This window comes from Methylotenera sp. 1P/1 (assembly GCF_000384355.1).
GTDB lineage: Bacteria > Pseudomonadota > Gammaproteobacteria > Burkholderiales > Methylophilaceae > Methylophilus.
Genome location: NZ_ARWC01000001.1, coordinates 974,889 through 1,001,125, shown reverse-complemented (window position 1 = coordinate 1,001,125; position 26,237 = coordinate 974,889). Strand labels below are relative to the sequence as shown.

23 protein-coding genes are annotated in these 26,237 nt (G+C 46.5%); 7 read left to right on the top strand and 16 right to left on the bottom strand.

The window, feature by feature from the left end:
- Positions 1 to 8 precede the first annotated feature (8 nt).
- The 4 genes from corA to A3Q3_RS0104745 are packed head-to-tail and all read right to left on the bottom strand — an operon-like array spanning position 9 to position 4,338.
- Positions 9 to 1,130 carry a magnesium/cobalt transporter CorA gene (corA, locus tag A3Q3_RS0104760; protein ID WP_020182431.1) on the bottom strand — a complete coding sequence of 374 codons (1,122 nt, stop codon included), beginning with the start codon at positions 1,128 to 1,130 and terminating at the stop codon, positions 9 to 11.
- An 18-nt stretch (positions 1,131 to 1,148) separates the two neighbouring features.
- A complete protein-coding gene (locus A3Q3_RS0104755; protein ID WP_020182430.1) occupies positions 1,149 to 1,736 on the bottom strand; it encodes a flavin reductase family protein in 588 nt (195 codons plus the stop codon).
- Positions 1,733 to 2,572 carry a putative phage abortive infection protein gene (locus A3Q3_RS0104750; protein WP_020182429.1) on the bottom strand — a complete coding sequence of 280 codons (840 nt, stop codon included), beginning with the start codon at positions 2,570 to 2,572 and terminating at the stop codon, positions 1,733 to 1,735. The genes A3Q3_RS0104755 and A3Q3_RS0104750 overlap by 4 nt, the downstream gene beginning before the upstream one ends.
- Entirely contained in the window at positions 2,572 to 4,338 is a 1,767-nt protein-coding gene (locus A3Q3_RS0104745) for a glutamine--tRNA ligase/YqeY domain fusion protein (RefSeq protein ID WP_020182428.1), read from the bottom strand. The genes A3Q3_RS0104750 and A3Q3_RS0104745 overlap by 1 nt, the downstream gene beginning before the upstream one ends.
- A gap of 154 nt (positions 4,339 to 4,492) precedes the next feature.
- On the opposite strand from A3Q3_RS0104745, the gene A3Q3_RS0104735 reads away from it, so the two are divergent.
- Genes A3Q3_RS0104735 through A3Q3_RS0104725 form a run of 3 tightly spaced genes read left to right on the top strand, consistent with a single transcriptional unit; the run spans position 4,493 to position 6,908 of the window.
- On the top strand, positions 4,493 to 5,470 hold the full coding sequence (locus A3Q3_RS0104735) for a biotin--[acetyl-CoA-carboxylase] ligase (RefSeq protein WP_020182426.1): 978 nt from the start codon (positions 4,493 to 4,495) through the stop codon (positions 5,468 to 5,470).
- Positions 5,467 to 6,222 (top strand): type III pantothenate kinase, encoded by a 756-nt coding sequence (locus A3Q3_RS0104730; protein ID WP_020182425.1) that lies wholly within the window; start codon positions 5,467 to 5,469, stop codon positions 6,220 to 6,222. Before A3Q3_RS0104735 ends, A3Q3_RS0104730 begins: the two co-directional genes overlap by 4 nt.
- Positions 6,219 to 6,908, top strand: coding sequence for an SPOR domain-containing protein (locus A3Q3_RS0104725; RefSeq protein WP_020182424.1), 690 nt, complete (start codon positions 6,219 to 6,221; stop codon positions 6,906 to 6,908). Before A3Q3_RS0104730 ends, A3Q3_RS0104725 begins: the two co-directional genes overlap by 4 nt.
- A gap of 19 nt (positions 6,909 to 6,927) precedes the next feature.
- Here the strand turns inward: A3Q3_RS0104725 and A3Q3_RS0104720 are convergent, their stop codons facing one another.
- From A3Q3_RS0104720 to aceE, 5 genes are all read right to left on the bottom strand, one after another.
- Entirely contained in the window at positions 6,928 to 8,322 is a 1,395-nt protein-coding gene (locus A3Q3_RS0104720; RefSeq protein ID WP_020182423.1) for an FAD-binding oxidoreductase, read from the bottom strand.
- A 17-nt stretch (positions 8,323 to 8,339) separates the two neighbouring features.
- Positions 8,340 to 10,094 (bottom strand): dihydrolipoyl dehydrogenase, encoded by a 1,755-nt coding sequence (gene lpdA, locus A3Q3_RS0104715; protein ID WP_020182422.1) that lies wholly within the window; start codon positions 10,092 to 10,094, stop codon positions 8,340 to 8,342.
- 11 nt (positions 10,095 to 10,105) lie between these two features.
- Entirely contained in the window at positions 10,106 to 11,443 is a 1,338-nt protein-coding gene (gene aceF, locus A3Q3_RS0104710; RefSeq protein WP_020182421.1) for a dihydrolipoyllysine-residue acetyltransferase, read from the bottom strand.
- Positions 11,444 to 11,568: 125 nt separating this feature from the next.
- Positions 11,569 to 12,291, bottom strand: a complete 723-nt coding sequence (locus A3Q3_RS0104705) for a hypothetical protein (protein WP_020182420.1) — start codon at positions 12,289 to 12,291, stop codon at positions 11,569 to 11,571.
- A 116-nt stretch (positions 12,292 to 12,407) separates the two neighbouring features.
- Positions 12,408 to 15,080, bottom strand: coding sequence for a pyruvate dehydrogenase (acetyl-transferring), homodimeric type (gene aceE / locus A3Q3_RS0104700; protein ID WP_020182419.1), 2,673 nt, complete (start codon positions 15,078 to 15,080; stop codon positions 12,408 to 12,410).
- A 266-nt stretch (positions 15,081 to 15,346) separates the two neighbouring features.
- Here aceE and A3Q3_RS0104695 point away from each other — a divergent pair, with 266 nt between their 5' ends.
- On the top strand, positions 15,347 to 16,801 hold the full coding sequence (locus tag A3Q3_RS0104695) for a leucyl aminopeptidase family protein (protein ID WP_020182418.1): 1,455 nt from the start codon (positions 15,347 to 15,349) through the stop codon (positions 16,799 to 16,801).
- Positions 16,802 to 16,809: 8 nt separating this feature from the next.
- Here the strand turns inward: A3Q3_RS0104695 and A3Q3_RS0104690 are convergent, their stop codons facing one another.
- From A3Q3_RS0104690 to A3Q3_RS0104675, 4 genes are read right to left on the bottom strand one after another with little or no spacing between them, the layout of a single operon-like run.
- The gene (locus tag A3Q3_RS0104690) at positions 16,810 to 17,622 is read right to left on the bottom strand and encodes a sulfite exporter TauE/SafE family protein (protein WP_081623266.1); all 813 of its coding nucleotides are present in this window, start codon (positions 17,620 to 17,622) and stop codon (positions 16,810 to 16,812) included.
- A 6-nt stretch (positions 17,623 to 17,628) separates the two neighbouring features.
- Positions 17,629 to 18,861: an FAD/NAD(P)-binding oxidoreductase gene (locus tag A3Q3_RS0104685; protein WP_020182416.1), complete on the bottom strand. Its 1,233-nt coding sequence runs from the start codon at positions 18,859 to 18,861 to the stop codon at positions 17,629 to 17,631.
- Positions 18,862 to 18,901: 40 nt separating this feature from the next.
- Entirely contained in the window at positions 18,902 to 19,345 is a 444-nt protein-coding gene (locus A3Q3_RS13650) for a TIGR01244 family sulfur transferase (RefSeq protein ID WP_020182415.1), read from the bottom strand.
- Between the two features lie 20 nt (positions 19,346 to 19,365).
- Complete coding sequence (locus A3Q3_RS0104675; RefSeq protein WP_020182414.1) at positions 19,366 to 19,701, bottom strand: metalloregulator ArsR/SmtB family transcription factor; 336 nt, start codon at positions 19,699 to 19,701, stop codon at positions 19,366 to 19,368.
- Between the two features lie 63 nt (positions 19,702 to 19,764).
- On the opposite strand from A3Q3_RS0104675, the gene A3Q3_RS0104670 reads away from it, so the two are divergent.
- Complete coding sequence (locus A3Q3_RS0104670; protein WP_020182413.1) at positions 19,765 to 20,466, top strand: MBL fold metallo-hydrolase; 702 nt, start codon at positions 19,765 to 19,767, stop codon at positions 20,464 to 20,466.
- A gap of 78 nt (positions 20,467 to 20,544) precedes the next feature.
- The gene (locus tag A3Q3_RS0104665; protein ID WP_020182412.1) at positions 20,545 to 21,213 is read left to right on the top strand and encodes a Crp/Fnr family transcriptional regulator; all 669 of its coding nucleotides are present in this window, start codon (positions 20,545 to 20,547) and stop codon (positions 21,211 to 21,213) included.
- Here A3Q3_RS0104665 and A3Q3_RS0104660 read toward each other — a convergent pair.
- Positions 21,210 to 22,238, bottom strand: coding sequence for a pentapeptide repeat-containing protein (locus A3Q3_RS0104660; protein WP_020182411.1), 1,029 nt, complete (start codon positions 22,236 to 22,238; stop codon positions 21,210 to 21,212). The genes A3Q3_RS0104665 and A3Q3_RS0104660 overlap by 4 nt on opposite strands.
- A 244-nt stretch (positions 22,239 to 22,482) precedes the next feature.
- Here A3Q3_RS0104660 and A3Q3_RS0104655 point away from each other — a divergent pair, with 244 nt between their 5' ends.
- On the top strand, positions 22,483 to 23,103 hold the full coding sequence (locus A3Q3_RS0104655; protein ID WP_232418361.1) for a glycine zipper 2TM domain-containing protein: 621 nt from the start codon (positions 22,483 to 22,485) through the stop codon (positions 23,101 to 23,103).
- Positions 23,104 to 23,169: 66 nt separating this feature from the next.
- Here the strand turns inward: A3Q3_RS0104655 and A3Q3_RS0104650 are convergent, their stop codons facing one another.
- Entirely contained in the window at positions 23,170 to 25,296 is a 2,127-nt protein-coding gene (locus A3Q3_RS0104650) for an EAL domain-containing protein (protein ID WP_020182409.1), read from the bottom strand.
- On the bottom strand, positions 25,293 to 26,159 hold the full coding sequence (locus A3Q3_RS0104645; RefSeq protein ID WP_020182408.1) for an ABC transporter substrate-binding protein: 867 nt from the start codon (positions 26,157 to 26,159) through the stop codon (positions 25,293 to 25,295). Before A3Q3_RS0104645 ends, A3Q3_RS0104650 begins: the two co-directional genes overlap by 4 nt.
- Positions 26,160 to 26,237 lie beyond the last annotated feature (78 nt).

The following is a 26,237-nucleotide window of genomic DNA, read 5'->3' as shown; positions in this document are numbered from 1 at the left end:
CGGTTTTTTTAACGGTTGTTCACGTCATCGGCAGAGAAAATGCTACGGTTTACCCATTGCCGGCGCCAGAAAATCAGCAGCATCAAAAAGGCAATAATCAGCATAATGCCAATGGCAAACCAAAAGCCATCTTTGTCTTTAATAAACGGCATATTGTCAAAGTTCATCCCAAATATGCCGGTAATTAGCGTGGCTGGCATAAATAGCATGGTCACTACTGTCAGTGCGCGTAATTCAAGGTTTACACGCTGGCTCATGCTGGCCATATAAATATCCATCAATCCCACCAGTGAATCGCGTATCGATTCCAGTGCCTCAATAAAACTGATGGTATGGTCATACACATCGCGCAGATACGGCAGGGTTGCCTGATTAAACAAGTTCTTTTCATTGCGAATCAAACCATTCACCACCTCTCTCAGCGGCCACACGGCACGTCGCAATTCAATACTTACATGCTTCAATTGGTGAATGTTTTGTAAATCAGTATTGCTCGGCTTGGTCAGAATTTGTTGCTCCAAATGCTCGCTGGCCTCACTCACATCCTCCAGCACATGAAAGTACCTATCCACCACGCTATCTAACAAAGCATAGGCCAGGTAATCGACGCCCAAAGTGCGGATTTGCGATTTGCTGGTGCGCAAACGCTCACGCACAGGCTCAAATGCACCGGTAGGGCGCTCTTGAAAGGTGAGCAACACATTTTTGCTTAGTATCATGCTGATTTGCTCGGAGTTCACCGCCATTGCCTCTTTATCGTAATGAAAATGGCGGGTTTCCAAAAACAGATAATCCTCAAACTCATCCAGTTTCGGGCGCTGCTCGGTGTTCAAAATATCTTCCATCACCAGTGGGTGTAGCTGAAACAGCTTGCCTACCTGTTTAATGAGTTCTGCATCGTGCACGCCATGCATATTCAGCCACAGCTTTTTATTCGGGTCAGGCTTAAAGCTGGCTAATGTCGCAGCATCTAACTGGCACTCTACCAACTCATCAGCGGTGTACACCATTTTGGTAATGGTGGGTTTGATGGCTTTTGTATCTTCATCGCCAATGTACATCAGGCTGCCCGGAGGCATGCCAATTTTTTTAGAGAGCTTTTTTAGCTTATTCGCGCGCGTTTTTTTCATGCCTATAGCCTAACAAAATTAATCGGGTTGACCAGCTTGTATGGCTTGGCCTGTCGCAAAAAAAGCGCCGCCTGCTACGTGGTGGATGGTACGTAACTTATCCAAAGTTTCTTGGTCATCCCCCTCAAAATGCCAACGCCCGTTAGAGAACACGCGTTCATCCGCATACGCTGAGACCACTTCCGCAATAAATAAATCATACGTATTTTGGTTATGTGGCTCGGGGATGATTTTGCATTCCAGCCAAGCCACACAGCCTTCAAGTAGTGGTACGGTAATCTGCTGTGCATCAAAGGTAGTTAAATTGTGGACTGCAAATTTATCTGTATCGGGTAAATCTCCGCCAGAGCTGTTACCTAGCTTCTGCACTAAATCAATCTGCGCCACACAAGGCAGGTTAATGGCAAACGTGCCAGAGGCCTCAATCAGCTCGCGTGTATAGGTGTTTTTATCAATCACCACCGTCACTTTGGGCGGGTCAAAATCTAACGCACATGCCCAAGCGGCCGCCATGATATTGCGCTTGCCGTTGTGGGCAGAGGTGATGAGCGTGGTGGGGCCGTGGTTGAGAAGGCGGTAGGCGTTTTTAAGATTAACGGAATTCAATTTCTTGCTTGAAAAGTTTCTGGTGGATAAAAGTTAAAGTTTTCAATCCAGTCAGGTGAATAAAGTTGAGCAGGGTCAATATGCTTTAAAAGCCTATATTTAATTACGTATGGCCTGAGTCCTACACCATATGAAGTTAAGCAATTATAAAAAATTAATGTTAATTCTGCGCTAGTTAATTGTGCTCTAGCCAAACTCGAGTACTTTAGTTTTTCTTCCTCACTTAATACCAGAGATTCATCAATTAACTTTAATGTATGGAATAGATTCCTGAAATACGGCCCAAGAGTTACGTTGTCTCTTTTATACAGATATTCATATGCATTTATGTGATCAGGCGTTTTACGCATAGAAGCTGTCATAGCATGAGCTAAGTTTATTGCTGCATCGATACCACTTGATGAAGGCAAGCCCGCATGACCTGAGAAGTATAATTTATCTAAAAGATTAGTCTGTTTAGAAAGCATTTGGAAAAAGATATTTTCAAAACTCTGAGTAAGCATCGTTTTGTTTTGAATTTCTAAAGCTTTTGCAGATTTGGCTAGTTCATTTTTAGTTTCAGCTAATTCTTGTTTTTGAACATCGAGTATTTGCTTTTGTAAGCCTACGGTTATTACTAAACCAAGCAAAGTAATAAACCCGAATATAGGATTTAGTATTCCTCCTACGTAATCACCAAACGCTCCCCAAAAAGCAGGATTAGTGCCAATCGAATAGCCGCCTCTTGGGTATATATAAAATGCCAGTACAAGTACGATAAATGTTACGCCGAAGTAGGGCACATATTTAATATACGCTTCTACTATCTTATCGAATTTGTCAGCAGGTTTAGTCATTACTTCTGCCAAGCATCTCTGAGTGTCACCGTTCTATTAAATACTGGTTTACCTGCTACGCTGTCTTTTCTATCTGCCACAAAGTAGCCATGGCGTTCAAATTGAAAGCTCTCGGCGGGATTGGCGTCTTTTAAAGCGAGTTCTAGCTGTGCCTTGATGGTGGTGACTGAGTTTGGATTGATGTCATCTAAAAAGTCTCTATCACCGCTACCCGGATTAGCTTCTTTAAATAGGCGGTCGTACATTCTAATGTCAGCCTCATACGCATGCGCGGCGCTCACCCAATGGATATTGCCTTTGACTTTCACGCTATCTGAACCTGGTGTGCCAGATTTGGTATCGGGTAGGTATTCACAATGCACCACAGTGACATTGCCTTGTGCGTCTTTTTCGCAGCCCGTGCATTTCACCACATAGCCATAGCGCAAGCGCACCATGCCATCGGGCGTGAGTCGGAAAAAGCCTTTGCTCGGTACTTCCATAAAGTCTTCGCGCTCTATCCATAACTCTTTGGAGAGTTGAATAGTGCGTTTGCCTAACTCTGGTTTAAGTGGGTGGTTAGGCGCAAAGCAATCTTCAGACTTATTATCGTCATAGTTATCAATCACCAGTTTAATAGGGTCGAGTACGGCAATGCGGCGCTCGGCGTCTATATTCAACACCTCACGCATGCAGTCTTCCAAAATGGTGTATTCAATCCAAGAATCGGCCTTGCTCACGCCAATACGGTCGGTAAATAATTTAAACCCTGCTGGCGTGTAGCCACGGCGGCGCGCGCCTGCCAGCGTAGGTAAGCGTGGGTCATCCCAGCCGCTCACGTGTTTTTCTTCTACCAGTTGAATCAGTTTGCGTTTAGAAAGTACCACGTAGGTGAGGTTTAAGCGTGCAAATTCGTATTGATGCGGCACTGGGTTACTGAGCAAACCTGCTTCCACCAAGCGTTCCATCAGCCAATCATAAAACGGGCGTTGGTCTTCAAATTCCAGCGTACAGATGGAGTGTGTGATTTGTTCCAGCGCATCTTCAATCGGGTGCGCAAAGGTGTACATGGGGTAAATGCACCATGCATCGCCAGTGTTGTGGTGGTGCGCACGGCGAATGCGGTAAATGGCTGGGTCACGCATATTGATATTGGGCGATGCCATATCAATTTTTGCGCGCAATACCAAGCTGCCGTCTGGGTGCTTACCGTCACGCATCTCGCGGAACAGTGTTAAGTTTTCCTCCACACTACGGTTACGGTATGGTGAGTCTTTACCAGCTTCAGTCAGTGAGCCACGGTTAATACGCATTTCTTCGGCAGTTTGTGCATCGACATAGGCATGGCCGTGCGTAATCAGCGCTTCTGCCGATTGGTACATAAAATCAAAATAATCAGAGGCAAAGTAGAGGTTATTCTCTTTGCCATTCTCCCAGCCAAACCCAAGCCAGCTCACCATCTCGGAGATGCTATCTACGTATTCTTGGCTTTCTTTTTCCGGGTTGGTATCGTCAAAGCGTAGATGGCAAATGCCTTCGTAATCGCGCGCCAAACCAAAGTTTAAAAAAATACTTTTGGCATGGCCGATATGTAAGTAACCATTGGGCTCTGGCGGAAAGCGCGTGCGGATTTTGGCCGTATCTACTTGGCCAGCTTTTTGATGTTCAGCACCACCTGGGCTACCTGCCCATTTTTTGTGATTAAATTTGTGCTGCTCCAAATCTTTTTCGATAATGGCACGGATAAAATTGGAACCTGACGGGATATTTTCTTTTTCTGCTGACATAATGATTTCTAGTTAAATTTTTAATTATTTTACACCCATGCAGGCATGCATTAAATAAAATCAGCATATAGATTAAACGCTGAAGCCAGCAATTTACCCAAATGCACGCCGGGTATAAACAAAAAGGGCTGTGCTACACTGCTAGGCATTCCATATGAGCAAACTTACTTTCCCCATTTTACAGCGCTTGGCCGATGGACAGTTCCATTCGGGAGAGGCCTTGGCGCAGCATTTTAATGTCTCGCGTGCCACCATTTTTAATGCACTGGCGCATGCGCAATCGCTGGGGATCACATTGTTTTCAGTACGTGGACGTGGCTATAAACTACCGCACCCGGTTGTGTTGTTAGACCACGCGCAAGTGTTGCAATCCATTGGTGAGCAGCGTGAGTGGTTTCATGTGGTGATATTAGATGAGGTGGCTTCGACCAACACTTATTTGATGCAGCAAGCGGCCAAAGGTGCTGCGCATGTTACTTGTGTGGCGGCGCACATGCAAACACAGGGCAAAGGTAGGCGCGGCCGTACTTGGGTTTCGCAGCTGGGGGCTAGCTTAACCTTCTCACTGCTGTGGCGTTTTCAGTGCGGCGCTTCTGCATTGTCCGGCTTAAGTTTGGCGGTGGGCGTGGCGTTGATTCGTACCTTTCATCAATTAGGTCTGACTGAGGTGCAATTGAAATGGCCAAATGATGTATTAGTGAATGGCAAGAAGCTGGCGGGTATTTTGATTGAACTGCAAGGCGATATGGAAGGGCCAAGCGCTGCTGTGATTGGCGTAGGGATTAATTTAAACTTACCTAAACACGTGCTCAATAGTATTGATCAGCCTGCGACGGACGTGGCGAGCTTGCGCGATACGCCAATTAGCCCAAGTGAGATGCTGGGATTGGCGCTTAAACATATCAGTGATTGCTTACAGCAGTTTGAGCAGCAGGGGTTTTTGGGTTTGCGTGATGAATGGTTGCGGCATCATGCCTATCAGCATCAGGCGGTGCGTATGCTCATGCCCAATGGCGTGGAGACCCAAGGCACGGTGAAGGGGATTGCCGAAGATGGTATCTTATTGGTGGAAACCGCGTTTGGCTTGCAACGTTTTTCTGCGGGTGAAATTAGTTTGAGGAGTGCATCATGATCTTACTGGTGGATGTTGGGAATACGCGCACAAAATGGGTATTGGCCGAAAATAACCACATGTTGACGGAAATTGACGTCTGTTTGAATCAAGATGTTGCCAGTTCTACAATTGCTAGCTTAGCTGAAGTGGTGCATAAGGTGAGCATTGCCAACGTGGCAGGGGATGCTATGGCGCAAACACTAGCCGAAGTGATGCAAGCTGTAGATGCGCCAGTGACAATGGTGCAGACCAGCCATGAGGCCTGTGGTGTGCGTAATGGATACGATTACCCCCAAGCGTTGGGTGTGGATCGTTGGGTATCGCTGATTGCTGCGTACGATAAACAAAAAGCGAGCTGCTTAGTCATTAACGCTGGCACGGCGGTGACCATTGATGCACTCAGCGTGCCTAAAGCTGCTGACCACGCTAATTTTATGGGAGGTGTGATTATGCCGGGAGTAGGTGTGATGCTGAATACATTGGCAGAAAAAACGGCACAGCTGAATGTGATGGACGGGAGTGTGATGGATTTCCCTACCAACACACAGGATGCGATGCATACCGGCTGCTTGGCAGCTGTGATTGGAGTTGTTCAGCGGCAGTGGCAATTGTTGCAGGCGCTTGATCAGCAAGCCCCAGCTATTTTACTCAGTGGTGGAGATGCCGAGTTGTTGGCTAAACATTTGCCAGCTGACTTGGCAGAAAAGACAATTATTGTGGATAATTTGGTTTTACGTGGATTGATGCGCATGGAAAGAGAAATGGCATGAGAGTGTTAGTTTGGGCTTTGCTACTAGTGAATATAGTGGCTTTTATTTACTTCAATATCGATGTCATTGCGCCACCACAAGCCTCTGCAATCAAACCGGATATTCAGCCGGAAAAAATGAAACTGCTCACACCAAAAGAGGTGGAAGCCATGCCAAAACGACAAGAGGCCATTTCTGCAACGCCAATCTCTACCGCACCTGCTGTCATTGTGAATGAATCTACTGCATGCTACGAGTGGGGGATTTTTGAGCCGGCAAAATTAAACGATGTAGTCACGGTCATCAACGCTTTATCTATCAAGCATCAAGTCATTCAACAATCCTCGCAAGAGGCTGTACGTTATTGGGTATATAAACCACCATTACCCAACGATGCCGCTGCACAAGAAAAAGCAGACGAATTAAAGACGTTGGGGATAGAAGATTTTTTTGTGGTGCAAGAGCCAAAATGGCGCAATGCAATCTCATTTGGCGTGTTTAGGGATGAGCAACTGGCGACCAATCTGGTGAATGATTTACGCCATCGTGGTGTGCGTGAAGTCGTGAAATCGGTACGCAATCAAGGTAATGGCCATTCTACGCTGGTGCTAGAAGGGGTGACGCGTACTTTATTAGGCCAGCTTAAAAAGAATCAGCCAGACTTTCCTGGTACTGCGATTAAAGAGGCGACTTGCCCTAGTGTTTAGTTAGGCTTTGCCTATTTGCTTAAGTGTTGTCTGCCGGGAATAACTTGCCCGGGTTCAAAATGTTATTGGGGTCAAATGTCAGTTTGACTTGCTTCATCAACTGCATGGTCACGGCGTCAATCTCGCGTGATACAAACGGGCGTTTGGCCATACCCACGCCATGCTCGCCAGAGAGTGTGCCCTGCAGCGATAGCACTAAGCTAAATACCTCATCCAAGCAGGCGTAGGCGCGTTTCATTTCTTCCGGGTTATCGGGGTTTACCAGTAAATTCACATGGATATTGCCATTGCCGGCGTGGCCGAAATTGACGTTGCTGATTTGGTACTGGCTGCTCAGTTTTTCCAACTCAGTCAGCAGTTCAGGCAGGTGTGATACTGGCACTGCAATATCTTCATTGATTTTTTTAGGTGCAATATCTTTCAGCAGGGGTGACAGTGCTTTACGCGCAGCCCACAACGCTTTGGTGTCATGCGCGGGTTTTGCTTCAATCAGGCCATTGACTTGGCAGGCTTGTAAAATCGCTTCGGTCGCTTCAATAATTTCTTGTTGGCTGCCATCCACTTCAATCATCAGATAGGCTTTGGCATTTTCTGGCAGTAAGTTTTTGTGTTTGTTGCGTATCAGGTTCAGCGCGCCATTATCCAAAAACTCTAACGCGCTTGGGGTATACGGCTGCGCCATAATGGCTGCGATGGCTTTAGCGCAACTGTAGGTGTCCACAAATTCTGCCGTGATGCCGCCAGTGTGCTTGGGGAGTGGGGTGAGTTTGAGCGTGGCTTCTGTCACCACCGCCAAAGTGCCCTCGGAACCAATAATCAGGCGGGTCAAGTCATAGCCCACTACGCCTTTACTGGTGTAGCAACCAGTGCGGATGATATCACCCTTGCCAGTCACTGCTTTTAAACCTAGCACGTGGTCGCGTGTGACGCCATACTTCACTGCATGTGGTCCAGCAGCACAAGTGGCGAGATTGCCACCGATGCTGCAATACGCGGCGCTGGAAGGGTCTGGCGGCCAGAAAAATCCGGCTGATTTCACGGCGTCTTGCAAGGTCTGGTTAAGCACGCCGGGCTCAACAATGGCCATACGGTTATCACCATCGACACTGAGGATATTGGTCATGCGTTCTAACGACATGACCACGCCACCTATCTCTGGCACGCTACCACCGGCTGTACCAGTGCCGCGGCCTCTTGGGATTACAGGTACATGGTGCTGATTGCATAACAGAATAACGCTAGAGACTTCTTCTGCACTAAGCGGAAATACCACAGCGATTGGGCTGTGGTAATTTCGGGAGTTGTCGTATGCGTAAGCGAAGCAATCGACAGGGTCAGTATAGACCCTGTCTGCTGGGAGTAACTTTTCTAAGCTTAGTAATAAGTCCTGTGCTGAAAAATGATCATTGGACATAATTAGCTAAGTGAATATCAGCGTTTTTTGGGCGGCAACATATCGGTAATGGTGCCTTCTTTGACTTCGGCTGCAAAGCAAATCGTCTCGGAAAGTGTAGGGTGGGCATGGATGGTCAGGCCTAAATCATGGGCATCGGCACCCATTTCAATTGCTAATACTGCTTCGGCCAATAACTCACCAGCATTGATGCCGACAATGCCAGCCCCAATCACGCGGTGGGTTTCTTTGTCGAAAATTAGCTTGGTAGTGCCTTCGGTTCGCGCAATAGAAAGCGCACGGCCACTTGCTGCCCATGGGAAGCTGGCTTTTTCAATCTCGATACCTTTGGCTTTGGCTTCTGTTTCTGTTAACCCTACCCAAGCCACTTCTGGGTCTGTATAAGCCACGCTTGGAATCACGCTGGCAATAAATTCTACTTTATGTCCGGCAATCACTTCCGCCGCTACTTTGGCTTCGTGCGTGGCTTTGTGCGCCAGCATAGGTTGACCAACAATGTCACCAATCGCAAAGATATGCGATACGTTGGTGCGCATTTGCTTATCGACGGCAATAAAACCACGGTCATCTACTGCAACGCCAGCGTTTTCCGCACCGATATTTTTGCCATTTGGGCGACGACCAATGGAAACCAACACACGGTCGTATACTTGTGTTTCTTTGGGCGCTTCTTCACCCTCAAAACTCACGTGAATGCCGTCTGACTTAGCTTCAATTTTAGATACTTTGGTGGAGAGCATGATGCTTTCAAAGCGCTTCTCCATGCGTTTTTGCAATGGGCGTACTAAATCGCGGTCACAGCCGGTAATCAGCCCATCCATAAACTCAACCACGCTGACTTTGGTGCCAAGGGCGTCGTACACGGTGCCCATTTCCAAACCAATAATCCCGCCGCCGATGACAAGCATGCGTTTTGGAATATCAGCCAAAGCTAATGCACCTGTGGAGTCCATGATGCGTTCGTCTTCTGGCGCGCCTGGGAATTTCGTGGCTTGAGAACCCGCTGCAATAATGGCGTTTTCAAAACCAACTGTAGTCACTTTGCCGTCTGCTGCTGTCACGGCAATTTGATGCGAGCTAGTGAACTTGCCTACACCATTGACCACGGTCACACCGCGCTGTTTAGCCATGGCAGCTAAGCCACCGGTGAGCTTGCCTACTACGTCATTGGCTTTCCAGTTACGCAATTGCTCTAGATCTACATTCGGTTTACCAAAGGCGACACCGTGGTGTGCAGTTTCTTCTGCTTCTGTAATGACTTTTGCCGTATGTAACAATGCTTTAGATGGAATACAGCCTACGTTTAAACATACGCCACCTAATGTGGAGTAGCGCTCAATCAAGACCACTTTTAGGCCTAAATCAGCAGCGCGGAAGGCTGCGGTATAACCGCCGGGGCCTGAGCCCAGCACGACCACTTGGGCAGATAAATCGTTATTGCCAGCAGGTACTGCCGGTGTTGGCGCTGCAACTTGCGCTGGTGTCGCAATAGGCGCTGCAGCCTCTGCTTTTGCAGGTGCACTCGCTGCGGCTTCCGCTTCTAATAATAAAACAACGGTACCTTTGGCCACTTTGTCGCCGACATTGATTTTGACTTCTTTGACTGTCCCTGCATGTGAGGAAGGGATGTCCATCGACGCTTTGTCTGACTCTACGGTGATGAGCGAGTCTTCTTTGGCGATGGTGTCACCCGCTTTGATGTGCACTTCAATGACATCAACAGATTCAAAATTACCAATATCTGGTACTAAAACTTCTACAATATTACTCATGAAAATTCCTGTTAGAGCAAGAGACGGCGAACGTCGCTTAACATCATACGTAAGTGGCTAGTAAAGCGCGCCCCATCTGCACCATCAATCACACGGTGATCGTAAGAGAGTGAAAGTGGCATGACCAGTCTTGGTTCAAAGCCTTTCATTTCTGCATTGTAGACTGGCTGCATAGACGCACGAGACACACCCAAAATCGCCACTTCTGGGCAATTGATAATCGGGGTAAACATGGTGCCGCCAATACCACCCAAGCTAGAAATAGTAAAACAGCCACCTTGCATCTCTTCTACTTTAAGTTTGCGCTCGCGCGCTTTGGCAGAGAGCTCTGCTAAATCACGGGCAATATCCATCACGTCTTTTTGGTTGACATTGCGTACTACCGGTACCACTAAACCATCAGGTGTATCACAAGCAAAGCCTACGTGATAATACTGCTTCAAAATCAGGCTATCACCTTCTGGTGAAAGTGATGCGTTAAAGTTAGGGTAGGTGCGTAATGCATTGACCACGGCTTTCATCAAGAAAGCAAGTAGGGTTAATTTCACGCCACGTTTTTCAGCATCCGCCAACATGGATTTACGGAAATCTTCCAAATCGGTAATGTCAGCCTCGTCAAACTGTGTCACATGCGGAGCAGTGACCCAATTACGATGCAAGTTAGCACCGGATAGTTTTTTGATGCGTGATAACGGTTTGGTTTCAATCTCGCCAAACTGACTGAAATCAATCACAGGCATAGGCAATGTGGATAATCCGCTACCCATGGTCTCGGTACGTGGTTTGGCAAGCTCGCCTTTCACAAAGGCTTGTACATCAGCTTGTAAAATACGGTGTTTGGGGCCAGAGGCTTTGACTAATGCTAAATTCACACCTAACTCTCGTGCAAATTTACGCACAGACGGACTGGCGTGTGCCAATTTTCCGTCAGCTGCTACGCTAGAAGCCGCCACCGGATTAGGTGTGGCTTTCGGTTGGATCACTGCTGGTGGCTCGGCAACAGGGTGGCTAGGCTGTGGAATGGCTACAGGCTTCTCGTCCACTTTGACTGTAGAAACGACAGGTGTTGCGGTTGGTTGCGCAGCAGGTTTCTCTGCTGGCGCGGCTTCCGCCGAGGTGTCCACTGTTAAAATCAAAGCGCCTTGTTTGGTTTTATCCCCCACTTTAATGCTAACTTCTTTCACCACGCCAGCGAGCGAGGAGGGGATGTCCATGGAAGCCTTGTCAGACTCTACAGTAATGAGCGAGTCTTCTTTTGCAATGGTGTCGCCCACTTTGACCAGTACTTCAATCACATCCACGCTGTCAAAGTTACCGATATCCGGGACTAAAATTTCTTTCAAACTCATAAAGTACCTTTTTATTTTTTAAAAGCGTAAGACTAAAAAGCAACAGGAGGGTAGGTTTTCTGTCATTGTCATTACGCTTTCATAGCCCTTAATTATATAAAACTTTCATGTGAATTTTACGCTTTTTATTGCTCTACAAAAGTAAACTCGACAATAGCGCCTTGGAAGGCGTCTTTAGAATGATGGTCGTTAGAAAACTGACCACCCGCTGAAAATTGCCATTTTTTGGAGGCATACCAAACAAGACCAATAGCGGTTGCGCCAATATCATTTTTGCCACCAATATAATCTGCCATGATGTGGACGTTCTGAGTAAAAGGCAGTTCTACGCCAGCTAAAAAGTTAGTATTTGCGCTGTTTCCCGTAATGGCTTTATTGGCTGAATAGACGCCTAAGTAATATTTGCCCCAATCATTTAAATCAAAGGCATTGTTCCAATAGTTAAAAGTAGCGAATTCTGTGCTGGAATCATGGAATGGCACGGTATAGCCAGTTTGCGTACCGACGCCTACTTTCCAAGATTCGTTTACATAAAATCCTTTTTGCACATTCACTAATAGCATCGGATCGGCTTGGTCTCCTGAGTAAAAGTTGACGCCAGGGATTGTCAGGCCAGTTTCCCATCCTTGTCCTAAGCCATAGTCTAAGGTGGTGTTGGCGACCCCTTTAGAAAATAAGTCCACCTGCTCTTGAAAAAAGTACTTGTTTTTTTCTGTCGTTTCTACTGAAGGAACATTAAATAAGCTTTGTTGTGCAAATGCTGAGGTAATGCTAAAGGTATTTATTATTAGCATTAATAATAGCAAGTACTTGTTTCTTTTACGTATTAACCGATGTTTCAGATTCATTAACAGATCCAATTTATGCACTATGCAGCGCACTCAATCATTCTGGGCAATCATATGTAGCGTAAAGTTGCCGCGCACAAGAATTGCTTCGATGCGCGACACTCGCAAACTCTACGTTAAATGGTCGCAGGGTTGGGGCGGTTAACATTAATGTTATATTTCTTAATGGCTTCTGCCGCTTTGCTTGCAGGTAATTTGCCATCGTCAGCCAATGCTTTTAATGCAGCCAACACAACATGGTAGCGATCGACCTCAAAGAAGTCACGCAAGGCTTCGCGTGAGTCTGAGCGGCCATAACCATCGGTGCCTAAAGTCACAAAGCGATTAGGTACAAAGTTACGAATTTGATCGGCAAATGAACGCATGTAATCGGTAGAGGCGATGACTGGACCTTCTGCTTTGGCAAGTAACTGGCCAACATAGCTGGTTTTTTGCTTTTGATCCGGGTTGAGCAAGTTCCAGCGCTCTACATCGATACCTTCACGGCGCAGTTCTGTAAAGCTGGTGACGCTCCAGATATCAGACGATACGCCCCAATCTTTTTCTAGCAACTCACCTGCGGCAATCACTTCACGCAGAATTACGCCTGAACCCATCAATTGCACTTTAGGGCCTTTGGTTTTGGATTTGCTAAAGCTATACATGCCTTTGAGAATGCCTTCTGCGCTGCCTTCTGGCATGGCTGGGTGGCTGTAGTTTTCGTTCATCAAGGTGATGTAGTAGTACACATCTTCTTGATTTTGTACCATGCGACGTAAGCCTTCTTGAATAATTACAGCTAATTCGTAGGCGAATGTTGGGTCGTAAGAGACACAGTTAGGAATCGTTGCAGACATCAAATGGCTATGGCCATCTTCATGCTGTAAACCCTCACCATTCAATGTGGTACGGCCAGCGGTAGCGCCTAATAAGAAGCCACGTGCACGACTATCACCTGCTGCCCATGCAAAGTCGCCAATACGTTGGAAACCAAACATAGAGTAGTAAATGTAGAACGGAATCATTTGTGTGCCGGTCACGCTGTAAGACGTAGCAGCGGCTAACCAGCTGGCGAATGAGCCGGCCTCGTTGATGCCTTCCTCTAAAATCTGACCATCTTTAGACTCTTTGTAATACATGACTTGGTCAGAGTCCATTGGCTCATATAGCTGGCCAACTGATGAATAGATGCCGAGCTGACGGAACATACCTTCCATACCGAAAGTACGTGCTTCGTCTGGCACAATTGGCACCACATATTTACCAATTTGCTTGTCACGTACCAATGTAGACAAAATACGCACAAACGCCATGGTGGTCGAGATTTCACGCTCACCGGTCGCACCTAGCATGTTCTCAAAGGCTGATAGCTCAGGCACGGTAAGTTCGTTACCTTTACGGCGACGTTGCGGTACAAAACCACCCATTGCAGTACGGCGTTCCGCCATGTACTTCATTTCTGGGCTGTCATCTGCTGGTTTGTAGAATGATAGGTTTTCGACTTGCTCGTCAGTCAGTGGTAAGTCGAAGCGATCGCGGAATTTTTTGAGTGACTCAATATCCATGCTCTTTTGTTGATGGGTTGTATTTTGACCCTCACCTGCGTCACCCATGCCATAGCCTTTGACGGTTTTGGCTAAAATTACTGTAGGCTGACCTTTATGGTTGACTGCAGCGTGATACGCAGCAAATACTTTATGTGGATCATGACCGCCACGATTCAGGCGCCAGATGTCTTGATCGGACATGGCGGCGACCATTTCTTTCAGTTCTGGGTATTTGCCAAAGAAGTTTTCGCGCGTGTATGCACCGCCCTTGGCTTTAAAGTTTTGGTATTCGCCGTCCACACATTCTTCCATGCGCTTTTTGAGTAGACCATCTTTATCCATGGCCAACAGTGGGTCCCAATAAGAACCCCAAATCACTTTGAGTACGTTCCAGCCAGAACCACGGAAGTCGGATTCCAGTTCTTGGATGATTTTACCGTTGCCACGTACCGGACCATCCAAGCGTTGCAAGTTACAGTTAATGACGAAAATAAGATTGTCTAATTTTTCGCGAGAAGCCAATGAAATCGCACCTAATGACTCAGGCTCGTCCATTTCGCCATCACCACAGAATACCCATACTTTACGGTCGCTGGTATCAGCGATGCCACGGTCGTGAATGTATTTTAAAAAGCGTGCTTGATAGATTCCAGCCAATGGCCCTAAGCCCATTGAAACGGTTGGGAATTGCCAGAAATCCGGCATCAGCCAAGGATGTGGGTAGCTAGATAAGCCGTTGCCGCCAGTTTCTTGACGGAAGTTATCCATTTGCTCTTCGTTAATGCGGCCTTCTAAGAAAGCGCGGGCATATACGCCTGGTGAGGAGTGGCCTTGGAAGTAGACGCAATCGCCGCCAAAGTTCTCATTGGCAGCGCGGAAAAAATAGTTAAACCCAGTGTCATACAAAGTAGCAGCAGATTGAAAGCTGGCAATGTGTCCACCTACACCTGGCGATTTCTCATTGGCGCGCAATACCGTCATGATGGCGTTCCAACGTACCAGCGCACGTACGCGGCGTTCCATTTCCGGATCGCCCGGCAATTTTGCTTGTAAATGGGTTGGGATGGTATTTACATAGGCGGTTGTTGCGTTGTAAGGCAAGTTGCTACCAGAGCGTCGTGCTTTATCAATCATCGCTTCTAACAGAAAGTGTGCACGTTCAGTGCCTTCTGTTTCAATCACTGAGGTGAGTGCGTCTAGCCATTCTTGAGTTTCTAACGGATCTGTTTCTTGTAAGTGATTGTTACTCGGGTTTGTTGCCATGCGTGAGATTTCTCCATCGCGCTATTGTGCGCTAAAAACAAGGCGCAATAGTGCGCGTCTATAACAAGCGCCTACAACAAGAGTATTGTTGCTAGGCATATAATGTGTTCAATGGGGTAGCTACTTAACGTGAGTTGGGTTGTTCTTAAGCATTAGTGTGGCTTTTTTATGCCATTTGGTCAAGTTAAAACAGTGACTTATGGCGGATTTAAAATTGGTTTTGCTAGCTTTTCTATACATCTTATATAAGAGTACAAAGGGATTGAATGTCGTTAAAATTATCACAACATGCACCTATCGGTAGCGAACAGTCGCTATCGTTAGAAAAACACATATTGATTGTTTTGGGGGATGAAACGCAAAATGATTGCCCGTTTTTACAAATTGTTACTTCCAAACTTGCACGTACAGCAGGGGAATGGAAAGATTTGCAGAAAACGCCCTTGCAAATTGAGCTTATGAATGGCGGCATAGCCAGCGTGGTGATAGTGTTGCCTACGTTAACGGTATTTCAAAAACAAGCACTATTAGCAAAGGCGGTGAAGCCACTGCTAGATGAGTCGCCTGCCAATATTGCGATTGCTGTCTATGGAGATGAGGTTGTACGCGAGGCCAATGCCTGTGCAAGTTATTACGTGGTGACAGTGAATGCGGTACAACTACCTACGCGCAAAAAAGACCAAAAAAACAATATGTTAACTGAGGTTGCCATTTATGGCTATCAAGCAAAGCATGCTTACGGGCGAGTGAATGCGAGAGTGGCGGGGAATGCGCTATGCCGTAGCTTGACCATATTGCCCCCTAATGAGTTGACGCCTGCACTTTACCGAAAAAAACTGCTGGATCTAGCCAATACCCATGGCTGGCAATACGAAGAGTTTGACATGGTAGCCCTCAAGAAAATCGGCGCTGGTGCTTTTGTTGCTGTAGCGCAAGGGTCTGACCCGCTAGATGCGGCGATTGTGCACATCACGTATGCGCCGAATGACGCAAAGCAACATATTGCCTTGGTGGGTAAAGGCATATGCTTTGATACCGGCGGCCATAACCTGAAACCTGCAAAGTATATGCAAGGCATGCACGAAGATATGAATGGCAGTGCTGTGGCTGTGGGTACGCTGCTAGCTGCAACACAACAGGCGCTCCCTATTAAGATTGACTGCTGGCTGGCGATTGCACAAAACCACATTAGCCCATTGGCTTACAAACAAAATGATGTCGTCATTGCACTCAATGGCATGAGCATTGAGGTTGTGCATACGGATGCAGAAGGGCGCATGGTATTAGCAGATACGCTTACCTTAGCAAGTCGTGCTAAGCCCGAACTGATCATTGATTTTGCTACCCTGACTGGGAGCATGATGACCGCACTGGGGGATCGCATGAGCGGTATTATGAGTAATCGCCCAGCCTTGGCTTGCAAGACTGTAGGTGTTGGTGATGCAGTGGGTGAGCGCGTTGTCGCCTTTCCTTTTGATGAGGACTACGATGTGGATTTGGACAGCGATATTGCCGATATTAAGCAATGTACGTTAGAAGGTGGCGCGGATCACATTCATGCAGCACGCTTTTTAAGCAAGTTTATTGAGCATGATGTACCGTGGGTGCATATTGATTTGTCATCCTACAATCGCAAAGGCGGGTTGGGCGCTGTATTGTCGGATATCAATGGTTTTGGCGTTGGCTTAAGTTTAGAGCTACTTAAACGTTTTGCCGATTAGACACTTTTTCAAAGAATAACCGCATTGGCCGCCAAGTAAAACGCTGCAACGATACACAGTATTGCAAACCCTTTTTGGCGGATAGCGTTGGGGATTTTTTCACTGAATGTACCTAGTGCAAGCATAACTATCGTTGCACTGAATGTGAATGGAAGGGCTATCTGCCAATGGATAGTTGACTTAACGCCATGCAAAGCCAGGCTGCTGGCTGTAATCATCGCGATGGCGGCTAGCGTCGTCGCGACAATCACCTGAGGTTTGAAATTGCTGGCGCGCTGCAAGCTAGGCACAATCACAAATCCGCCGCCTACCCCAAGCAATCCTGATAATAGTCCTGCCAATGCGCCGGTAGACAGCAGTCGCCAAGTGCAGCGTGCTGTCCAGAATAACCTAGATGTGGCTGGGTTGATGGTGCATGCAGGCGGTGGCGTATCTTTATTATCGATTTGCTCAAATTTTGCGTATTGCCAACTACGTAGTGCAACGCTAATCAGTATCCCAGCAAACAGCCCGCTGAGTAAAGGGAGTGGTAGCCAATGTGCCAACATCACACCTAACGGCGCGCAAATGATACCGAGCAATGCAATCAGCAATGCTGTTTTATACCTTACTAAGCCTTGGCTTAACCCTTGTAAAGTACCAATGGATGCTGCGGTAAAGATGGCGAGTAAAGCAATGGGCGCAGCTTGTTGTAAGTTAAGCCCTAAGCTAAACGCAAGTAATGGTATCGCTAATATCGCGCCTCCTGCGCCTGTGAGGGCCAAGATGCATCCGACTAGTGCGCCTAAACCAGCGCTGATTAAGCTAATTTCTGATATCAAAACGGGTTAGCCGCAGGCGCCGCAACGGGCAAGCCACTCTCGCCCTTTGAGCATTAAGCGCCAATACACTGTAGGTAGAATATATTTTTTCAATATCCATGCAGACCATCTCGGCTTGGTGGAATCCCAATTAAAGGTGGGCACCAGTTTGCCGCCATAGCCAAATTCCGCCAGAATGATTTTGCCTTTTTCTACAGTCAGCGGACAAGAGCCATAGCCATCGTAGCGTGAAGGCATTGCTTGCCCAGCTTTAAGCGCTAAAAGATTTTCAGCCACGATTACTACTTGTTTACGCACCGCAGCCAGTGTTTTGGCATTGGGGGTAGAGGTTGCGTCACCCAGCCCAAAAATATTGGGGAAGCGTACATGTTGCAAAGTGTGCTGATCGACTTCGACCCAGCCATCTGCATTGGCAAGCGGGCTTGCTTTAATGAATGCGGGCGCTGTTTGTGGCGGCACTACATGCAACATATCAAATCTCTTGCTCTGGATAGTCGTGTTGCCATCTGCATCTTTGATTTGAAACACGGCTGTTTTTTTCGGGCCATCGACCTCAATCAATGTGCTATTGAAATTAAGATGCGCGCCATAGCGTCGCACATACTGCATGAGTGGTTCAACGTAGTCTTTTACGCCAAATAACACGCCACCTGCATTATGAAAATCGACATTGATACCGCTTAGCAAACCTCTATGCTCCCAGTGTGAGCAAGATAAATACATGGCTTTTTGTGGTGCGCCAGCGCATTTAATCGGCATGGCAGGCTGAGTGAAGATGGCGGTGCCAGAGTGAAATTTTTTCACAAGCTCCCAAGTGTATGGCGCTAAATCGTAACGGTAATTGGATGTGACGCCATACATGCCCAAAGACTCTTTCAAGCCTTTAATCGCATCCCAATTCAGAGTGAGGCCCGGGCATACAATCAGGTACTGATACGTCACAGCGCCTAAGTGATCTGTATGGACTTGGTGGTTAGCTGGGTCAAACGTCGTGGCCGCTGCTTTTAACCAAGTCACGCCACTAGGGATGCAATCTGCCATATCACGTACTGTTTTGTTGGCTTCAAATTCACCAGCGCCTACCAATGTCCAAGCTGGCTGGTAGTAATGTTGTGTGGACGGTTCAATAATAGCAATCGAGAGCGAGGGGTCGCGCTTTAATAGACTGGCCGCAACGCCACAACCGGCAGAGCCGCCGCCAACAATCACAACTTCAAAAGTATTCGTTTGTGCGTCCATTTTTTTTGGGCTTTCTAATAATTATAAAATGACGGTGATGCTATGCGTGCTTGGCTTTTACCCAGCGTACAAAGCGGGTAATCAAACATTTGCTTTTTATCCAAGCACACATGGCCTGAAATGGCGTGTTTGTTTGGGTATTGCGTTGGGCCATGGCGCGCGTATACATCTGAGATGCACGATTGCCTGTGCGGCAAAAACCGAGTACTGGTTTTGCTGAGACGGATAGCGCTGCACTGAAAGCATCCACTTGACTCGCTTGAATTTGATTAGGGATCACCGGAATATAGACGTAATGAATGCCTTGCTGTTTTGCAGCTTCAGCAATTGCATCGCTGCTAGGCTGGTCTGCACCACCTTCTAAATCCGGACGATTGTTAATGATGGTCTTAAACCCTAATTGTGCGATTTCTACAACATCGCTCGGGCTAATTTGCGGTGCCGTGCTGTAATCATCAGAGATTTTTGTGATGCTAAGTGCCATAACGCGTGTTCCTTCAATCGTTAAGGGTTGGTATATTGTGTACAGATCTGCTGGTGCAATACTTGCATGACCGCCATGGCGGCTTTGCTAGAGATACTGTAAATAATGCTTTTTCCTTCGCGCCGTGTGGTCACCAAACCAGCCTCTCTTAATACTGTAAGCTGTTGGGAGAGCGTGGGCTGGTGTATGCCTAAGATACTTTCTAATTCACCCACGGATTTTTCACCTAGCGATAGCTGACAAAGCAACATCAGTCTATCCGTGTTGGCCATGGCGCGCATCAAGTTGCAGGCTTTGTCGGCCGAAGCACGGAGTTCGTCAAAGTTAATATTAGATTGTGTGATAGTTATCGTCATGGTTAATATTTTTATATTATATTTTAATATATAATGTTTTTCAATATTTTAATCGGAGTGTATATGTTTAAGCAATTGTTGGATAGAGAGTCTTCTACATTTACCTATCTGATTGTGGATGACCAAACAAAAGAAGCCGCATTGATCGATCCGGTCGATTGTCAGATGGAGGTGTATGTTGCGCTATTAGAAGAGTTAAGCGTGACGTTGAAGTATGCTTTGGAAACCCATGTACATGCAGACCATGTCACCGCTAGTGGCAAACTGCGTCAACGCTTCGGCATCCAAACTGCGGTCAGCCAACAATGTGGTGCCACCAGTGCAGATTTGCAACTCAATGATGGCGACGTACTTAAGTTAGGGCAGCAATCTGTCAAAGTAATAGCGACCCCTGGTCACACCCCTGGTAGCGTCTCTTATGTATGGCAAGACAAAGTATTTACCGGAGATGCGCTGTTGATTAATGGCTGTGGCCGTACCGATTTTCAAGGTGGGGATGCCGGTACACTGTACGACAGTATTACACAGCGCTTATTCATACTACCTGATGAGACTTTGGTGTATCCGGCGCATGATTATCAAGGTAGGCGGGTGAGTTGCATCGCGCAAGAGAAAGCGATTAATCCGCGTTTGTCTGGCAAAACGCGAGAGGCATTTATTGCACTGATGCAACAGCTTAATTTGCCAAAACCAAAGATGATTGATATTGCCGTACCGGCTAATCGCAAATGTGGCGTAGATGAGGATACTCTGCTGCAGGGGTAAGCTTCGTTTGTGCGCACAGTATGAGTGCACAAGCTGAATCATTAGCGTTACAATGCACGTCAATCATAGGAGACAACGATGCAAAACGCACCAATTTCGCTTGAGTGGTTAACGATGTTCCCGGACTTGGAGGCATTAGAATCTCCAGCAAAAGCGCTATTGGCTCAATATGCACGTATCGTAGAAGCGCCGATTGGTACGGTGGGTTATCGTGAAGGCGGGGCGTGTGGTGCTTATGTCATGCGCTTGGCTGGGCAATCCCGTGTGTTCAAAATGTCGTCTAGCGGGCGCGAGATCTTGCTATACCGCGTCAATGCAGGCGAAACCTGCGTCATAACCACTACCTGTTTACTGGGGAACAGCAATTACCCGGCATCTACCGTGGTCGAAGAGGCAATTCGTGATGTTGTTATTCCAGCACCTGCATTCAATCAGCTTATGATTGACTCTAGAGTGTTTCGAACATTTGTGATGACCAATTATGGCGCGCTCATCAGTGATTTAATCGTGTTGCTGGACGAGGTCGCATTTCATACCTTGGATGCACGTTTGGCTAAGCTATTATTAGATGCAGGCAACAATAATGTATCGCGCACCCATCAGCAAATTGCAGATGAGTTAGGCACCGCGCGTGAAGTGGTCAGCCGACAATTAAAACGGTTTGAGCAAAAAGGTTGGGTGGCCATGGGGCGCGGTCAGGTCAATATCCAAGACCGCGCGCAGTTATTGAATATGGCCAATCATTAATGTTGTATTTGCATCACGCAAGCTTGTGCTTGTAGTTGCGCTGTTTTAGATACCGCAGGCGCTTCGCTCTCTGATAGCGTCACTTTACAATCAATACATTTACCTTTGGTGGTGTCAAAGCCTTTAACCGAGGCTAAGCCTTTGACATCTTTAAATATAGCACCATCTACTTCGGCATCGGTTAAGTTAGCGCCGGTAAGATCCGCACCTGTTAGATCCGCTTTATTTAAATCACCACGGTAGAGATTAGTATTGCGCAAATTGGCGCCACGCAAATCGCCAAAAGCAAAGGCTGCAATATTTAAATCGGCCCCTTCAAAATTAGCACCAGCAAAGTTGCCGCCCACAGAGTCAAACTTCATTTGTCCCATCGGTTGATTGCCCATGTCTAGGCCAAAGCGACCTTTGCTAATATTAGCTTCATGCATATCCACATTGCCTAAGGTGCCTATCATTCTGGCATTGCTTAAATTGGCCTGACTAAAATTGGTTTTACTAAAAATGGCTTGAAAGATAATGGCATTGCTTAAATTGGCACCGGTAAAGTTGGCGTTTTCTAAGCGCGCCAAATTAAGGTACGCACCAGATAAATTGGCCCCACTTAAATTGGCGCCTTTGAGTTCAGCACCAAAAAAACTGACGTTTTGCATATTGCAGTGACGTAAATCCATGCCGTTAAAAATTAAGTAGCCTGCATCTTTGTTGCTTAAATCACATTGTTTGCTGGCAATTTGTGTAAGCGCTGCTTCTTGTGTAATTTTCTCGCGCTCTGGTTCTGCGTTTTTTGCATAAAAGGCGGTTGCCTTTTCAATCACCATGTCAGGGTTCGTCAAAAAAGTTTCTTTGGCAGCAGTACTGCTAAAACAATAGGTTTTACCTTGGTATAGCGCATTGACCTCGCAATTGGTTTTCATCATGGCGCCAGTCGATAGCCCTGTGGCGCAGTTGTTGCCAAGCTCGCCAGCGCAAACCAATGATGAGAAAAGTAGGCCTGTGATGGTAATAAAGTAACTGAATGATTTCATGATAGCCCCCAATAGTGATGAGCTGCTTGTGTCAGCAGATGTCAGCTAGTATAGGCGGGTGCGCATTCCTCACAGTAACTAAAGTCACATAAACTAAATTCACGTAGCCAATTTCAATATCTTACAACCAGCTCATGATTTTCATGAGATACAAGTTATTAACAATTACTTGTCGTCAACGGCCATGGTCAACTCGTTATGTGCTTATCTGCCCAATAAAGCAGAATACTCAGAGGAGAATGAAATGAGCGTTAAAATGCATCACAGTATTTGGTTAGGTTTATTAGCAACGTCTGTTTCGTTGCCAGCGTTAGCTGACCACGAATATGAAGACCGTGCACGTGTACTCTCAGTGACACCACAAATTGAACGCGTGAATAGCCCGCGTCAAGAATGCCGTACCGAATATGTGCGTGAGAGCTACTATGAAGCGCCACGCCGTTCTAATGCAGGTGCCATTGTGGGTGGTATAGCCGGTGGTTTAATCGGTAGCCGCTTTGGTGGCGGTAACGGACGTATTGCGACTGCAGCGGTAGGTGCCGGTTTAGGTGCGGTTGTAGGTGACCGTTATGATAACCGTGATGCTGGATATGGCCGCGAGCGTGTGGAAACGAGACCAGTTGAGCGTTGCGTGACTGTCGATAACTGGCAATCTGTGACTACAGGCTATTTGGTGAATTATGAATACAATGGTCGCCAATATACGACAGTTACAGAACGTGATCCTGGCCGTTTTATCCCGGTCAATGTTGCGGTAAGGCCAAGTGGCTACGTGACCGAGGTGGTGTACAAACCCTCAAAATGGGATGACGACAACCATCCTGGCCGTGGACGTGGTAAACAGCGTGATCGCCAATACTGGTAATCAGCTTGAAACAAAAAGCCGTACTGCAAAGTACGGCTTTTTTATTGGAATGTATCAGTTAGCCAGCTATTGAGACTGTTGCAATAAGCTAAGTTGCCTAAAGTTGCCAAGTGCTGCTTCAATTGGCATTGGGCTACTTAAGTAAAACCCTTGACCATAATCGACGCCCATTTTCTTCAGTAACTTCATGGTCTCTGCATCCTCCACAAACTCGGCAATGGTTTTGATTTTCATTGCCTCGGCAATGCTTTGGATAGATTTGGCCATGGCCAAATCAATGTCATTACGGGTAATGTCTTTGACAAAGCCACCATCCATTTTTAAGAAGTCTACCGGTAGATTTTTAAGATAAGCAAATGATGACATGCCGCTACCAAAGTCATCTAATAAGAATTTACAACCGATGGCTTTCAACTCTTGCATCAATGTAATGGTATTGGTTAAGTTAATAATGGCTGAGGTTTCTGTGATCTCGAAACAAATTTTAGTATGCGGTACTTGGTATAGCTCAAACTGGTCTTTGATAAACCCAAGCAAACCCTTATCGCTGAGTGACATGCCGGATAAGTTGATGGTCAGTAAGAAGTCATGTTGCTCATTGGTATTAATGAGTTGATGGTAAATAGAGAACGTCTTGTTGATGACCCAACGGTCGATTTTAGACATCAAGTGATAACGCTCGGCCGATGGGATAAACGCCATCGGCAAAATAATGGTGCCGTCGACATCAATCTTACGAATTAAGATCTCATAAAAGATATTGTTATTGTCATCCTGCAACGGCAAGATAGGCTGGCAATAGAGGCAGAAGCGGTTCTCATCCATCGCGGAGTTAATGCGCGATACCCATTCCATTTCCACATGGCGTCTCGCCAAATCATCATCATGGTGTCTAAACAGGTGAATCTGATTACGGCCATTGTCTTTGGCTGCATAGCAGGCGGCATCGGCATAGCTGGTAATGTCACCCAAATCTTGCATCTCGGATGTGATTTCGACCATGCCGATGCTCACGCCAATTTTAAACATGCGGTTATCATGCACAAAGCGGAAATCTTCCACCATGGAGCGCATTTCTTCTGCAATCAGCAGGGCATTTTGCACATCACAATTGGTGAGCAATAAGCCAAACTCATCACCCCCTAAGCGGGCAAAGGTATCCTCTTCACGCACGCGCTGGCTTAGTATCAGGCTAATTTGTCGCAACAATTCATCACCGGCACGGTGTCCACAGGTGTCATTCACTACCTTGAATTGGTCCAAATCCATATAGCAGAAAATATGCTGCGCATTGCTGATTTTGACATCGTTCAAAGCCACATTCAGGCGGCGCTCAAACTCTTGTCGGTTAACCAGTCCAGTCAGCGCATCATGCTGTGCCTGATGGCGCAACATGCGTGTTGCATCGTGTACGCGGTCTTGCAAACTATCATGCGCCATTTGAATATGGTTGGCCATGGTGTTAAGCCCAAGCTGCAAGGTTTTAATCTCGCCCGCGGCATCTTCGTCCACACGTAAATTTAGATGCCCGGCACCTAAGTTCTTCACAGATTCCGCCATCGAAATAATAGGGTTGGTAATACTGCGCCCCAAACGGTAAGCCAAAATGCTGCTGGTCAGAAACCCAATGAGACCTAACAGCAAACTTTTCCAAATCATGGATTTTTTGGTGGCTTTAATGCGGTCTTTGCTCAATGCCACATAGACCTGACCAACAACTTCTGCACGTTTGTTCGCTTCCAACATGTTATTGGTGCCATCGTAGAAGTCGTCAATTTCAACCACATTACGAATCACCGGCGCGTTAGACACAATGTATTCGGCTTGATTAATCTCTTTAATCGATAAGTCATTGCTGACATTGGGTTTGATTTGATACGGAATTTGCCCGCTAACGGCTAATCGAACGCCTTCTATATTGGTAATTAAAATCGAAATGATGTCATCTTCACGCGAGATGGTTTGCTGAATCAGTGTCTGTAAAAAGTTGATGTTGCCAGAAAGTACGCCGTACTCACTGGCGGGGGCAATTTGTGTGGCAATAATGCGGCCTCGGTCGCTCAGCGAGTCATTGAGTGTATTGATGCTTTTTGAGATTGAATACGCCGTCAAGAAAAGTGTAATCACAAACGTTGGCACTACGGTTAGTAGCATCATCCTTGCTTTAATACCAAGCTTATTAAAAAAGCTCATTTTTCATCCTTTAACATTTGCTGATAAATTACAGCATCATCAGCAATTCGAATATCAAGTGAGCGGGCAACTTGACGGTTAATTTCAATGGAGAATTGGTTGGCCGCTTTTGCTAGAGGCAATGTTACATGGTCTTTAGGTAATTGTTTGATGGTGTTGGCTACTTCGGATGCAAACTGTTTTGGACTGCTAAATACAGCCGCCACTGCACCAGATTTAGCATATGATTGTGAAAAGCCAATGACCGGTGTTTGGTGACGATAAGTGGTCAGCAATATGGTTTGTGCGGTTTCTCGCGTATAAATCAAAGGGTCTGGGATCGCGAGCAGCAACTGTTTGCTCATCATGAGTTTTTCCAAGTTACTTTGAAGCTCATCGGCCTTATTGACTAGGCGGATATTCACTTCCATATTAAATTTTTTAGCGGCACTTTGTAAATCATTACTTTGAAACTGAGATACCGGACCAAGCAATACGCCCATAGTATACAAGTTAGGGAAAATAGCGCGAATCAACGCGAGTTGGCGTGTAAAAGGTTGATCTAAATAAATAGCCGAGAAACGATCTGGGCTACGCTCACTTTCTTTTAAAATGCTTTCATAGCTGGATTTAGGTACCAATACGCCTATGACCGGTGTGCTTTCATCTAAGTTACCCGCGTAAGAAAGTGCCTGTGTGCCAACTGCCACAACCAGCGTGTCTTTGGGTATATTGATCGATAGGCCACTGTCGTTTTTGGAGACATTAACTTTGATGCCATTCTGCTCATTAATCTCTACTTTCAGTTGTTTGACAAATTCAGAGACCGCTGTGGTGTCATTGGTGGTCAGAATGGTCACATTGCTCCAAGCGTATGCCTGCATGGGCATACAGCCTAAGCAGCACAAGACAACAAAGCGCAATGCTAAGTATTGTCTTATATACAACATGAGAGATTGCAT